This is a genomic window from Mesorhizobium sp. P2_C5_2 (assembly GCF_056404535.1).
Window position 1 is genome coordinate 660,429 of sequence record NZ_JBFUDV010000001.1, and the last position, 12,229, is coordinate 672,657.

Here is a 12,229-nt window from a genome sequence, read left to right on the forward strand (position 1 = left end):
TATCCGCTTCAGACGACGGCAGCCGGGGCGTTCGTCTCCCAGCCGTCGACCCGCACTTGCCGCAGGCGATCACCTTCGCCCTTGAAGCGTAGCCCGGTCGGCTGGCAATCCTCGATGCAGTCGCTGCGGAAATTGCGGATCGCTTGGCGGAGTTCGCACCAGGCCACGAGGTTGGCGGTCTCGGCGTAGTAGATCAGTGCGATGGGGCGGATCAGGCGCTCGGAGGGCGCGGCCCATTTCGTCGCGATAGGAGAGGTCGAGTTTCTCCTCGTCGCGGATGGCACGGCGCACAAGCGCCAGATCGATCGTGCCGAAAGCAGGTGCGGCAAAACCCGAGACATGCAGCGCATTGGCGTCGAAGGCCTGACGCAAGGGCGGCGGCACAGCGCCGGCGATCTTGGCGCTGACGCGCTTTGCCGCCTGCTTGAGCTCGCTGTCGCCGGTGCGCTCAAGCAGCGCCAGCGACAACACGATGGCTTCCATCTCTTCTATCGAGAACATCAGCGGCGGCAGGTCGAAGCCGGGGCGCAAGATGTAGCCGATGCCGCGCCCGCCTTCGATCGGCACGCGCATCGCCTGCAGGGCGGCGATGTCGCGATAGATCGAGCGCACCGTTACTTCCAGCTGCGCGGCAATCATGGCCGCCGTCACCGGCTGCCTTGCCAGCCGCAGGATCTGGATGATCTCGAACAGGCGCGAGGCCTTGCGCATTTCCGCTCCCGGATGAAACGCTACTGACACATCCCCGTCAGTTTGGATGATCTATTGGACTGCCTATCGGCTTGAAAATCAACAAATTACTCAACGGCGCTCCAGCAGGAAGCGACAGGCAACTGACATGAGTTATGCAGAAAATCTCTGGCTTTTCTTTATCCTGCTGTTCGGCATCATCATCGTGCCCGGTATGGATATGCTCTTCGTGCTCGCCAATGCGCTGACCGGTGGGCGTGACAGGGGCCTGGCCGCCACCGGCGGCATTATGGTCGGCGGCGTGGTGCACACGCTGAACGGCGCAATCGGCGTCGGCCTGCTGATGCATTTCGTGCCGATCCTGTTCAAGCCGCTGCTGCTTGCGGGCGCCGCCTACATGGCCTTTATCGGCATCACGTTGATGCGCAGTTCCATCACCGTCGGCCATGACGGACCCGCCGGCAGTCGCTCGGCCTGGAAGGCATTCCGCCAGGGTCTCATGACCTGCCTGATCAATCCCAAGGCCTATCTTTTCATCCTCGCCGTCTATCCGCAGTTCCTGAAGCCGGATTACGGTCCGATCTGGATGCAGGCGACAATCATGGGCCTACTGACCGTGCTGACGCAGGCCGCGATCTATGGCGGGCTCGCCATAACCGCCGGCCGCAGCCGCAATCTTCTGGTCGCCAATCCGCGGGCAACGGCTATTGCCGGCAGGGCGGCTGGGCTGCTGTTGTTTGCGGTTTCGGTGTTCACCGCGTGGGAGGGGCTGAGGGCGGCGTGATCTCTGCAAGCACCGCCCTCTCCGTATATGGCATCCGAATCAAGCAGCGCCCTGCCGATTCTCCAGCATGGCGCGGCGGGCTGAGCGGCGCCATTCGACGGCGCCGGCGAGGCCGTGCAGCACCGTCTCGGTGGTTGCCCAGTCGATGCAGCCATCGGTGATGCTCTGGCCGTAGACCAGCGGCTTGCCGGGCACCACATCCTGGCGGCCGGCGACGAGATTGCTCTCGATCATAACACCGATGATGCGCTCGTCGCCCGCCGCCACCTGGCCGGCGACATCGACCGCCACCTTGGGCTGGTTCTCCGGCTTTTTGCTCGAGTTGGCGTGGCTGACATCGATCATCAGACGCGGTGCGACGCCGATGCGGGCGAGTTCGACCGAGGCCGCCTCGACGCTCGCCGCATCGTAGTTCGGCTGAACGCCGCCGCGCAGGATGACGTGGCAGTCCTCATTGCCGGTGGTGGTCGCAATGCCGCTGCGCCCGCCCTTGGTCACCGCCATGAAATGATGCGGCTGGGCGGCGGATTTCACCGCCTCGGCGGCGATCCTGAGATTGCCGTCGGTGCCATTCTTGAAGCCGACCGGACAAGACAGGCCGGATGCCAGTTCGCGGTGGATCTGGCTCTCGGTGGTGCGCGCGCCGATAGCGCCCCAGGCGACGAGGTCGGCAATGTATTGCGGCGTGGTCATGTCGAGGAATTCGGTCGCCGCCGGAAGGCCGAGATTGTTGACGGCCGACAGCACGTTGCGCGCCATCCGCAGCCCCTTGTCGATGTTGAAGCTGCCGTCGAGGTCGGGATCGTTGATCAGGCCCTTCCAGCCGACGGTCGTGCGCGGCTTTTCGAAATAGACCCGCATGACGATCTCGAGCCGGTCGGACAGGGTCTCGCGCAGCGCCGCCAGACGGCTGGCATAGTCAACGGCCGCGACCGGATCGTGGATCGAACAGGGGCCTACGATGACCAGCAGCCGGTCGTCGGTCCCGTTCAAAATGGCATGGATGGCGTTACGCGAGGCGCTGACGGTGCGCGTTGCCGTCAGCGTGCGCGGGATCTCCCGCATCACCTGGTCCGGCGTGCTCAGTTCTCGGATTTCCATGACCCGAAGGTCGTCGGTGGTGGTCAACACGGCTTTCTGCTCCTGGTTGGGAGACCCGCCGGCTGAAACAAAAAAGCCGCCAGGTCTGGCGGCTGTTCGGACTTGTTGCTGCAATCTTCAGATCGAGCGCAATCCTCCCGCCGCCAGCGAGCTCCTAAAGTACCAATACGTGGCGGTCAGGTTGATCATGAGGCTCATATAGTCGATGCGAAGGCGCTTGTCACGTGCCGTAAATAAGTTGGCGAAATCGCTGGCGAGAGCGCCCCTCTCCCCGTCACTATACGGGGAGAGGATGCCGGCAGGCAGGTGAGGGGCAGCGCTTGCTTCGGAGGATAGGACAGCGGCGAAAAGCGCTGACTTCAATCGAGACCCTGTAACTGTCAAAGTCGGTGCTGCCCCTCATTGCCCTGCCGGGCATTTCTCCCCGTATAGTGACGGGGAGAAAGGGGCCGGCCGCGGCGCTGGCGCTACTCCGGCGAAGCCCCGGCGATGCTCTGGTCGTAGTCGACCAATGACCCGGTCATGACGCCGGATTGCGGGCTGGCCATATAGCTGATCAGCCGTGCCAACTGGTCCGGCTTTACCAGCTGGCCCATCGGCTGGCCGGCCTCGGCCTTCTCAAGCCAGTCGTCGGACGCGCCGTGCCACTTCTTCTGCACGATGTCCTCGCCTTCGGTGTCCATCCAGCCGGGCAGCACTGCGTTGCAGCGGATGCGGTTGAAGCGGTAGGCGTTGGCGACGTTCTTGGTCAGCGTCGCCAGCGCGCCCTTGCTGGAGGAATAGGACGCCAGGAAGGACTGGCCGCAATGCGCCGACATGGACAGCACATTGACGATCGAGCCGGGCGCCTTCTTCTCCAGCAGATGCGCCACGACGCCCTGCATCAGGAAGAAGGGGCCGCGCACATTGGTCTGGAAAATCTGGTCGAAAACCTCTTCCGAGGTTTCGACCAGCGAACCGCGCGCCGAGGTGGCGGCGGCGTTGACCAGCGCGTTGATGGTGCCAAAATGCGAGATGGCGGTGGCGACCGCGCGCTTGCAGTCGGCCACTTTCGAAACGTCGGCGCTGATGAAGATCGCATCGACGCCGGCCTTCTTGAAATGGGCGACCGCCTTGTCGCCCTTTTCCTGTGAGCGGCCGATGAGCGCCAGAGCGCGGCATCCTTCGTCGACCAACGCCTCGGCCACGGCAAAGCCGATGCCTTGCGCACCACCGGTGACGATGGCGCGTGTGTTCGAATTGCGATCGGCTGATGTGCTCATCGCTCTGCTCCTGTTTTCGTTTCCAAATAGCCCAAGGTGTGTTCAGATTCAGGTCAGGCCGAGCCGAAAATGATGGGTTCCGAGAACCGGAGCGGAGCGTACTTAAGTACGTGAGCACGGGAAGCGCAGGAAGCGGTCATTTACAGGCCGGCCTCACCTGAATATCAACACACCTAGTCGAGACGGACGGTCTTGCCGGTCGTTGCCGATTTCAGCGCCGCATCGGCCAGCTTCAGAGCAACGAGGCCGTCAGCGCCGCTCGGCGATGCCTTCTTGCCCGAGGTTGCGGCGGCGATGAAGGCGGCGATCTCAATGGCGTAGGCGTCGAGATAGCGGGTCATGAAGAAGTCGTGCAGCGGCGGGCGTGTATAGCCCTTCTCATTGGCGACCTCGATCGACACCGGCCGCTGGTTTTCGGCCGCGACCATGCCCTTGGAGCCATGCACCTCGATGCGCTGGTCGTAGCCATAGGTGGCGCGGCGCGAGTTGGAGATGACGGCCTGCTTGCCGGACGCGGTTTCGAGGATGACGCTGACGCTATCGAAATCGCCGGCCTCGCCGATCTTCTTGTCGACCAGCACCGAAGCATGGGCGCTGACCGCTACCACCTCTTCGCCGAGCAGGAAGCGCGCCATGTCGAAATCATGGATGGTCATGTCGCGAAAAATACCACCCGAGCGCTTGATGTAGTCGATCGGCGGGGCGCCTGGATCGCGCGAGGTGATGGTGACCATCTCGACGGTGCCGATGGCGCCATCGTCGATCGCCTTGCGCACGGCGGCGAAATGCGGGTCGAAGCGGCGGTTGAAGCCGACCATCAGCGTTGCCTTGGCCTTCTCGACCACGGCAAGGCACTTCTCGACGCGGTTGACGTTGAGGTCGATCGGCTTCTCGCAGAAGATCGCCTTGCCGGCCTTGGCGAAGCGCTCGATCAGATCGGCATGGGTGTCGGTCGGCGTGCAGATGACGACGGCGTCGATGTCCTTGGACTTTTCAATCGCGTCGATGGTGCGCACTTCGGCGCCATAGGCTGACGCCAGCTCGGTCGCTGCTTTCTCGAAGGCATCGGCGACGGCCACCAGCCTGGCCTGCGGGTTGGAGCCGACGGCGCGGGCATGGACCTTGCCGATGCGGCCGGCACCGAGGAGAGCGAAACGAACAGTCATTGGTATTTCCTCTAGGGGGATGGGTTCGAGAGAGAGTTCTGTCCGCACCTTCCCGTCTGGGACAGGTGGCAGGGGTATTTTTCCAGCGCGGCAGATCCTCCCGGAAGTCGGGTGACCACCACCCTAGCCTAGGCCGCGAGTTCCGCCTCCCCGGTCTTGGCGCCGGTGATGTAGGAGACGATATCGTTGCCGTCGGTGTTTTCCTTGCGCAGATTGGCGACGATGCGGCCGCGCCGGAACACCACGATGCGGTCGCACAGGTCGAACACCTGGCGCATATTGTGGCTGATCAGGATCAGCGGCTCGCCATTGTCCTTCAGCGTGCGGATGATGTTTTCGACCTGAGCCGTCTCCTGCACGCCGAGTGCTGCCGTCGGCTCGTCCATGATGATCAGCTTGGAGGCGAAGGTCGCGGTACGGGCGATCGCCACGCATTGGCGCTGGCCGCCCGACATGTGGCGGATGGTGTTGGAGAGGTTGGGGATCTTCACCGCCGTGCGGATCAGCGCCGCCTCGGTCGCCTTGCGCATGTATTTGCGGTCGAGGATCGAGAACGGGCCGAGGTTGAACAGCACCTTTTCGCGGCCGAGGAACAGGTTCGATGGCACGTCGAGATCGTCGGCCAGCGCCAGGTTCTGGAACACGGTCTCGATGCCCGCCGTGCGGGCCTCGATCGGCCCGGCAAAGTTCACTTCCTTGCCGTCAAACCAGATTTGGCCGCTGGTGCGTTGCTCGACGGCGGTGATCTGGCGCACGAAAGTCGACTTGCCGGCGCCGTTGTCGCCCATGATGGCGACATGTTCGCCTTTGCGCAGCTCGAAATTGGCGCCTTCCAGCGCATGTACGCCGCCATAGCGCTTGGTGAGGTTTTCGGTCTTCAGGACGATGTCTGACATGGTCAAGCCCTCAATGCCCGCATGCGTTGACGCCACTGGTCGAGAACGACCGCACCGACGATGATCACGCCCTTCACCATCTCCTGATAGTAGGCGTCGAGGCGCAGGAAGGTGAAGCCGGAAATGATGACGCCGAAGATCAGCGCGCCGATCACCGTGCCGATGATCGAGCCGCGACCGCCCGACAGCGAGACGCCGCCGATAACCGCCATGGCGATGGCGTCGAGTTCATACATCACACCCATGCCGGACTGGGCGGTCAGGTTCTTGGAGCACAGCACGACCGCGGCGAGCGAGGCAAGAATGCCGGCGATCGTGTAAACGAGGATCTTGTGATTGGGGATCTTGATGCCGGACATGCGCGCGGCATCCTCATTGGATCCGATGGCATAACAATGCTTGCCGTAGCGCGTATAGGTCAGGATCAGCTGAAACAGCACCGCCAGCGCCAGGAAGATGATGACCGGCCTCGAACCGGTGCTGATGGCGGCAAAACTGTCGGTGGGAAACGAGATCGGCTGGCCTTTGGACCACCATTTGGCGATTCCGCGCGCGGTGATCATCATGCCGAGCGTCGCGATGAAAGGCGGGATGCGCGTGTAGGCAATCAGGCTGCCGTTGATCAGGCCGGCGATCGTGCCGCAGCCGATCGCCACCAGCACCGGCACGATGACCGGCAGGTCGGTCCAGCCTTGCGCCAGGAACATCGCCTTGGGGTTGGGGTTGCCGTTGACAGTCGCCACCTGGGCAAAACTCATGGCGATCATGGCGGTGGCGCCGACGATCGAGCCCGAGGACAGGTCGATGCCGCCGCAAATGATCACCTGCGTGACGCCGATGGCGATGATGCCGACGATCGACACCTGCAGGATGATGATCTGCAGGCGGGCCTCATTGAAGATGCCGGCGACGTTGTCGCGGGTGTTGAACAGGAAGGAGTCGCCGAGAAAGATGCGGCCGATCAGTTCGAAGACGATTACGAGGATGACCAGCGCCAGGAAGACGTTGAATTCGGCCGGCCATGTGCGCCTCTTCGCGTCATAGCTGACGCCGCCGACGCCATGAGATGTCTGTGACATGTCTTGTCCTCCGTGAGGCCGCAACTGCCCTCCCGCCCGTTAAGGGCGGTGAGGGAAACAGGAGCGGCGCGGTAGCGCCGCTCCGTTGGTCGAACGGGTCGCCGGCTCAGTTCTTCTTCAGGAACTTGTCGATGTTGGCAGGTGTCACGAGCTGGAAGGGCACGTAGACCTTGTGCTCGACCTTCTCACCCTTGGCGAGCTTCAGCGCCGCATCGAGAGCGCCCGCGCCTTGACCGGCCGCGTCCTGAAACACGGTTGCGTCGAGGTCGCCGGCCTGCATGGCGGCCAGCGCGTCCTGGGTGGCGTCGACGCCGCCGACAACGACCGTCTTCATGTCGACATTGGCGGCCTTCATCGCCTGGATGGCGCCGATGGCGCTTTCGTCATTGTTGGCGATGACGCCGTCGAACGGCTTGCCGGTCGAGAGCCAGTTGGTCATCAGGTTCTGCGCTTCGTCGCGGTTCCAGTTCGACGTCTGCTTGTCGATGATCTTGATGAAGCTGCAATCCGGCGTGGCGATCACCTCTTCGATGTCCTTGGTGCGCTGCACGGCGGCCTGGTTGGAAAGCTCGCCCATGATGACATAGACATTAGCTTCCTTCTTGCCGGCTTCCGTGAACAGGCGGCAGACTTCCTTGGTCTCGAGCGTGCCGGAATCGGCCTCGTTCGAAGCGACGAAAGCCTGGTTGTCGGGCAGCGTGTCGACATTGACCGGCTCGCGGTTGACATAGACCAGCGGGATCTTGGCGGCGGCAGCGGCATCCGACATCGCCTGCGTGGCCGAGGTATCGACCGGGTTGACGATGATGGCGTCGACGCCCGACGCGGCGAAGTTCTTGATCTGGTCGAGCTGCTTGGCGACGTCGTTCTGCGCGTCTTCGACCTGCAGCTCAACGCCGCTCATGCCCTTGGCCTGCTCGATCATGCCGTTGCGCAGCACGGTCAGGAAGTTGTCGTCGAACTTGGCCATCGACACGCCGACCTTGGCGGCAAAAGCGGACGAACTCATCAGCGCCGCGAAGGCGACGCCCAAAATCAGTTTCTTCATTGTGTTTCTCCTCCACATTGGTGTCCGGCTGCACCGATCTACCCGGAATCCCCGATCGCCCGAGGAATCTCTCCCGAATGCCTTTCTTCCGGATGGCGCTTCCCCGACGATTGGAACGCCAGGCTCCCTGTTTGAAACAGATGTTCCGGAACGAAAGAACCAAAATACCTAGTTGGTGAAATATTTATTCCATTTTTCCGCGGGACGTCAAGAGACATTCCAAAAGCGGATGGAGGATTTTCGGATAATGAGCGCTATCGCCGCTCGCCAACGCCGGAAGCTGGCCGAGGCGTTGGACGCCTCGGCCGGGTCGTCGGTGTCGCCCGCCCTAAATATTCTCGGGCAGATAAATGTCGAACGGCAAAAACGTCTGGCCCGGCGCGTTGGCGGCGCCCGTCTCGATGGCATGCGCCATCAGGTCGACCAGCTCACGGCTGAGTGCCGCCAGCGGTGTCGAGATCACCATGGTCAGGATGCCGTCGGCCAAAGCTGCGCGCGACACCGCCGTGATCTCGTTGCAGATGACGGCCGGCATTTCGGCGGGCTTGGCCTGCCTCAGCGCCGCGACTGCGCCCTCCATCCCGCCGCCGGCGACATAGCAGCCGACGAGATCGGGGTGGCTGCGGAGAAGATTGACCAGCGTGTCCTGGGTGATCTCATTGGCTTCGAGATTGACCAGCGTTTCCAGCACAGTGAACTCCGGCGCCTGCTCGCGGAAGAAGGAGCGAAAGCCGATCTCGCGCAATTCGTGGCCGTGGAAGCGGTGGCTGCCGACGAACAGCGCCACCTTGCCCGGGCGCTTCGCGGCCTTCGAGATCATCCAGGCCGCGGTGCGGCCGACCTTGCGGTTGTCGAGGCCGACATAGCCCTCGCGAATGCCGGCGGCGAAGTCGGACAGCAGCGAAAACACCGGCAAGCCTTTGGCCTTCATCTCCTCGACGGCGACCGTCACTGTCGGGTGATCGGGCCCGACCAAAGCGACGGCCCGGCATTTGGAAGCCAGCTTGCGCGCGCGCTCGACGATCTCGTCGGGGGCCAATGAGTCGGCAAAGTCGACCATGGCGACGCCACGAAAGCGCGGCGATTGCGATACGGCCAGCTCAAGCTGGCGCGCGAATTCGCTGTAGAAGACGTAATTGCCCCTGAGCAGCAGGAAGCCGAGCCGATATTCCGGCAGTTCATGACGCAGGCGCTGCTTGATCAGGCCGGCGGCATGATAGCCGATCTCGGTCGCCGCCTCGTAGACGCGGCGCGCCGTTTCCTCGCGCACCGGCAGGCGGCTGTTGAGCACGCGGTCGACCGTGGCAACGCTGACGCCGGAAATGCGCGCCAGATCGGTGATGGTCGGCCGTTTCGCCATGCTCGCCTCGTCGGGTTTGTCCGAAGCATGCTACATCATCATGATAGGAAATGATAGAAACTATCTTTGTGATGTTGAGTCTATCATGGGTCGGCGTTATTTTCACGCTCGAAGCCAGGCTGGCATTCGCGAGAGCGAGCGCCGTTGCCGTGGGAGGCAATCATGACTGCTACACCGTCCCAGCGCGACTACAGCCTGATCGGCCGCGACGCCAAGCTCGCCGTCGAGACCGGCCTGTCGGCGGCCGAGTGGTATCACACAGATATTCCGCGCAAGCAGATGAAGGAGCTGATGCAGCGCTCCGACGGGCCGGCAATCCGCGATACCGCGATCTGGCTCGCCGCGCTGATCCTGAGTGCAGCCGGTGGCGCCTGGTTCTGGGGCACGTGGTGGTGCGTGCCGTTCTTCTTCGTCTATGGCGTGCTCTACGGCTCGTCGACCGATTCACGCTGGCACGAATGCGGCCACGGCACCGCCTTCCGCACGCAATGGATGAACGATGCGGTCTATCAGATCGCCTGCTTCATGATCATGCGCAATCCGGTTACCTGGCGCTGGAGCCACACCCGCCATCACACCGACACCATCATCGTTGGCCGCGACCCCGAAATCTCCGTCATGCGGCCGCCGGACCTGCTGCGTGTCGTGCTGGCGTTCGTCGGTGTGCTCGACGCGTGGCATGCGATGTCAGACATGCTGCGCAACGCCGCCGGCAACATCAGCCCGGCGGAAAAGACTTTCATCCCCGAACAGGAACAGCCCAGGGCGATCCGCATCGCCCGCATCTGGACCGCGATCTATGCCGTCACCATCGCGCTGGCACTCTATTTCGGCTCATGGCTGCCGCTGATGCTGGTCGGCCTGCCCAGGCTCTACGGCGCCTGGCATCACGTCATGGTCGGCCTGCTGCAGCATGGCGGGCTGGCCGACAATGTCGTCGACCATCGGCTGAACAGCCGCACCGTCTACATGAACCCGGTCAGCCGCTTCATCTACTGGAACATGAATTATCACGTCGAGCATCACATGTTCCCGATGGTGCCCTATCACGCGCTGCCCAGGTTGCATGAATTGATCAAGCACGATCTGCCGGCGCCGACGCCGTCGATCCTGGCCGGTTACCGCGAGATGATCCCGGCCTTCCTGCGCCAGCTGCGCAACGAGGATTATTTCCTCAAGCGCGAGCTGCCGCCGACCGCCAGGCCATACCGCGAGGAATTTCACAACGACGCCGTCGCCGCCGCCGCGGAATGACAATTCGATTTTTGGGGAGGAATACATGAGCGACTGGGTCGAGGCCTGCGCGGCCGGCGATATCGACGAAGAAGATGTCATGCGCTTCGATCATGGCGGCCGCACTTTCGCCATCTATCGCAGCCCGGACGACGATTATTTCGCCACCGATGGGCTTTGCACGCATGAGAAGGTGCATCTGGCCGACGGACTGGTGATGGATGACATCATCGAATGCCCAAAACACAATGGCCGCTTCAATTATAAAACGGGCGCCGCGCGCGGCGCGCCGGTCTGCGTCAATCTCGCGACCTATCCGGTCAAGGTCGAGGCCGGCAAAGTGCTGATCCAGATCGGATAATGGCGATGCACGCGGGGATGGTCATCATTGGCGCCGGCGAATGTGGCGGGCGGGCAGCCCTTGCGTTACGCGAGCTCGGCTATGACGGGCCAGTGACGCTGGTCGGCGACGAGCCGCATCTGCCCTATGAACGTCCGCCTCTGTCCAAGGATGCGATGATTAGCGATGCGCCTGAAATCAAGGCGATCGCCAGTGACGAGATGCTGACCGAGAAATCGATCCGGCATATCCATTCCGTCCAGGCCGTGGCGATCGATCGTGCGGCGCATACGGTGCGGCTCTCGGACGGTTCTGTCCTGCCCTACGACAAACTGCTGCTGGCGACCGGCTCGACACCGCGCAGGCTGCCAATGCCCGGGTTGGGCGTGCGCTGCGTCTACCTCCGTACCTTTGCCGACGCACTCGCCATTCGCGCCCACCTCAGCCCCGCCAACCGTATCGCCATCATTGGTGGCGGCTTTATCGGGCTGGAACTGGCGGCAGCGGCGCGCAAGCTCGGGGCCACCGTTACCGTTATCGAAGCGCAGCCGCGCATCCTGATGCGTGGTGTGCCGGCGGAGATCGCTGAAATCATCCATCAGGCGCATGAAAGCGAAGGCGTGACCGTGCTTACTGGCGTGGGGATCGCTGATATCGCCGACGATGGCGCCAAGGTCCGCATCACGCTCGCCGACGGACAGGAAATCGTCTCCGATCTCGCCATCATCGGCATCGGCGCCGTGCCTGTGACCGGGCTCGCCGCCGAAGCGGGCCTGACCATCGACAATGGCATTGCGGTCGACGCCATGCTGCGCACTGGTGACCCGGACATCTTTGCCGCCGGCGACTGCTGTTCGTTTCCGCTCGCTGTCTATGCTGGCCGCCGGGTGCGGCTGGAGGCGTGGCGCAACGCCCAGGAACAGGGCGCACTGGCCGCAAGGAATATGCTTGGCGCCGGCGAGGCGCATGCGGCGGTGCCATGGTTCTGGTCGGATCAGTATGGGCTGTCGCTGCAAATCGCCGGGCTCTCCGACGAAGGCAAAAGCACGGTGCGCCGCGACCTTGGAGACGGCGCCTTCATCCTGTTCCATCTGGCTGAGGACGGCAGACTGGTGGCGGCCAGCGGCATCGGACCCGGCAATGCGGTGGCGCGCGACGTCAGGCTGGCCGAGATGCTGATCGCCAGGCAGGCAAAGCCGTCGCCGGAGGCACTTGGATCGCAGGATGTGAAGCTGAAGTCGTTGCTGGCGGCGTGAGTGAGCTGGCCCAC

General features: G+C 63.1%; 11 protein-coding genes and 1 pseudogene. 4 read left to right on the forward strand and 8 right to left on the reverse strand.

Features of this window, described 5'->3' with window-relative positions; translation table 11 throughout:
- Window positions 1-8 precede the first annotated feature (8 nt).
- Window positions 9-711 (reverse strand): annotated as a pseudogene (locus AC1D1B_RS03010) (helix-turn-helix transcriptional regulator).
- Between the two features lie 127 nt (window positions 712-838).
- Here AC1D1B_RS03010 and AC1D1B_RS03015 point away from each other — a divergent pair.
- Window positions 839-1,474: a LysE family translocator gene (locus AC1D1B_RS03015; protein ID WP_477329242.1), complete on the forward strand. Its 636-nt coding sequence runs from the start codon at window positions 839-841 to the stop codon at window positions 1,472-1,474.
- Window positions 1,475-1,513: 39 nt separating this feature from the next.
- On the opposite strand, the gene AC1D1B_RS03020 is transcribed toward AC1D1B_RS03015, so the two are convergent.
- The 7 genes from AC1D1B_RS03020 to AC1D1B_RS03050 all read right to left on the reverse strand — a co-directional run bounded on the left by AC1D1B_RS03020 (window position 1,514) and on the right by AC1D1B_RS03050 (window position 9,386).
- The gene (locus AC1D1B_RS03020) at window positions 1,514-2,605 is read right to left on the reverse strand and encodes a 3-deoxy-7-phosphoheptulonate synthase (RefSeq protein WP_477329244.1); all 1,092 of its coding nucleotides are present in this window, start codon (window positions 2,603-2,605) and stop codon (window positions 1,514-1,516) included.
- 437 nt (window positions 2,606-3,042) lie between these two features.
- Window positions 3,043-3,837 carry an SDR family oxidoreductase gene (locus tag AC1D1B_RS03025; RefSeq protein WP_477329246.1) on the reverse strand — a complete coding sequence of 265 codons (795 nt, stop codon included), beginning with the start codon at window positions 3,835-3,837 and terminating at the stop codon, window positions 3,043-3,045.
- 173 nt (window positions 3,838-4,010) lie between these two features.
- Entirely contained in the window at window positions 4,011-5,003 is a 993-nt protein-coding gene (gene iolG, locus AC1D1B_RS03030) for an inositol 2-dehydrogenase (RefSeq protein ID WP_477329248.1), read from the reverse strand.
- 128 nt (window positions 5,004-5,131) lie between these two features.
- Window positions 5,132-5,899 (reverse strand): ATP-binding cassette domain-containing protein, encoded by a 768-nt coding sequence (locus tag AC1D1B_RS03035; RefSeq protein WP_112559919.1) that lies wholly within the window; start codon window positions 5,897-5,899, stop codon window positions 5,132-5,134.
- Window positions 5,900-5,901: 2 nt separating this feature from the next.
- Complete coding sequence (locus tag AC1D1B_RS03040) at window positions 5,902-6,978, reverse strand: ABC transporter permease (RefSeq protein WP_477329250.1); 1,077 nt, start codon at window positions 6,976-6,978, stop codon at window positions 5,902-5,904.
- A gap of 106 nt (window positions 6,979-7,084) precedes the next feature.
- On the reverse strand, window positions 7,085-8,026 hold the full coding sequence (locus AC1D1B_RS03045) for a sugar ABC transporter substrate-binding protein (protein WP_181056779.1): 942 nt from the start codon (window positions 8,024-8,026) through the stop codon (window positions 7,085-7,087).
- A 328-nt stretch (window positions 8,027-8,354) separates the two neighbouring features.
- Window positions 8,355-9,386: a LacI family DNA-binding transcriptional regulator gene (locus tag AC1D1B_RS03050; protein ID WP_477329252.1), complete on the reverse strand. Its 1,032-nt coding sequence runs from the start codon at window positions 9,384-9,386 to the stop codon at window positions 8,355-8,357.
- A 162-nt stretch (window positions 9,387-9,548) separates the two neighbouring features.
- Between AC1D1B_RS03050 and AC1D1B_RS03055 the strand changes: the two genes are divergently transcribed.
- Genes AC1D1B_RS03055 through AC1D1B_RS03065 form a run of 3 tightly spaced genes read left to right on the forward strand, consistent with a single transcriptional unit; the run spans window position 9,549 to window position 12,215 of the window.
- Window positions 9,549-10,640, forward strand: a complete 1,092-nt coding sequence (locus AC1D1B_RS03055) for a fatty acid desaturase family protein (protein WP_477329254.1) — start codon at window positions 9,549-9,551, stop codon at window positions 10,638-10,640.
- A 25-nt stretch (window positions 10,641-10,665) separates the two neighbouring features.
- Window positions 10,666-10,980 carry a MocE family 2Fe-2S type ferredoxin gene (locus tag AC1D1B_RS03060; protein ID WP_023744927.1) on the forward strand — a complete coding sequence of 105 codons (315 nt, stop codon included), beginning with the start codon at window positions 10,666-10,668 and terminating at the stop codon, window positions 10,978-10,980.
- Entirely contained in the window at window positions 10,980-12,215 is a 1,236-nt protein-coding gene (locus tag AC1D1B_RS03065; protein ID WP_477329256.1) for an NAD(P)/FAD-dependent oxidoreductase, read from the forward strand. Before AC1D1B_RS03060 ends, AC1D1B_RS03065 begins: the two co-directional genes overlap by 1 nt.
- Window positions 12,216-12,229 lie beyond the last annotated feature (14 nt).

Coding starts and splice junctions, on each gene's coding strand:
- iolG (WP_477329248.1), bottom strand. CDS start 5,003: ATGACTGTTCGTTTCGCTCTCCTCGGTGCCGGCCGCATCGGCAAGGTC.
- AC1D1B_RS03035 (WP_112559919.1), bottom strand. CDS start 5,899: ATGTCAGACATCGTCCTGAAGACCGAAAACCTCACCAAGCGCTATGGC.
- AC1D1B_RS03015 (WP_477329242.1), top strand. CDS start 839: ATGAGTTATGCAGAAAATCTCTGGCTTTTCTTTATCCTGCTGTTCGGC.
- AC1D1B_RS03045 (WP_181056779.1), bottom strand. CDS start 8,026: ATGAAGAAACTGATTTTGGGCGTCGCCTTCGCGGCGCTGATGAGTTCG.
- AC1D1B_RS03050 (WP_477329252.1), bottom strand. CDS start 9,386: ATGGCGAAACGGCCGACCATCACCGATCTGGCGCGCATTTCCGGCGTC.
- AC1D1B_RS03060 (WP_023744927.1), top strand. CDS start 10,666: ATGAGCGACTGGGTCGAGGCCTGCGCGGCCGGCGATATCGACGAAGAA.
- AC1D1B_RS03040 (WP_477329250.1), bottom strand. CDS start 6,978: ATGTCACAGACATCTCATGGCGTCGGCGGCGTCAGCTATGACGCGAAG.
- AC1D1B_RS03065 (WP_477329256.1), top strand. CDS start 10,980: ATGGCGATGCACGCGGGGATGGTCATCATTGGCGCCGGCGAATGTGGC.
- AC1D1B_RS03025 (WP_477329246.1), bottom strand. CDS start 3,837: ATGAGCACATCAGCCGATCGCAATTCGAACACACGCGCCATCGTCACC.
- AC1D1B_RS03055 (WP_477329254.1), top strand. CDS start 9,549: ATGACTGCTACACCGTCCCAGCGCGACTACAGCCTGATCGGCCGCGAC.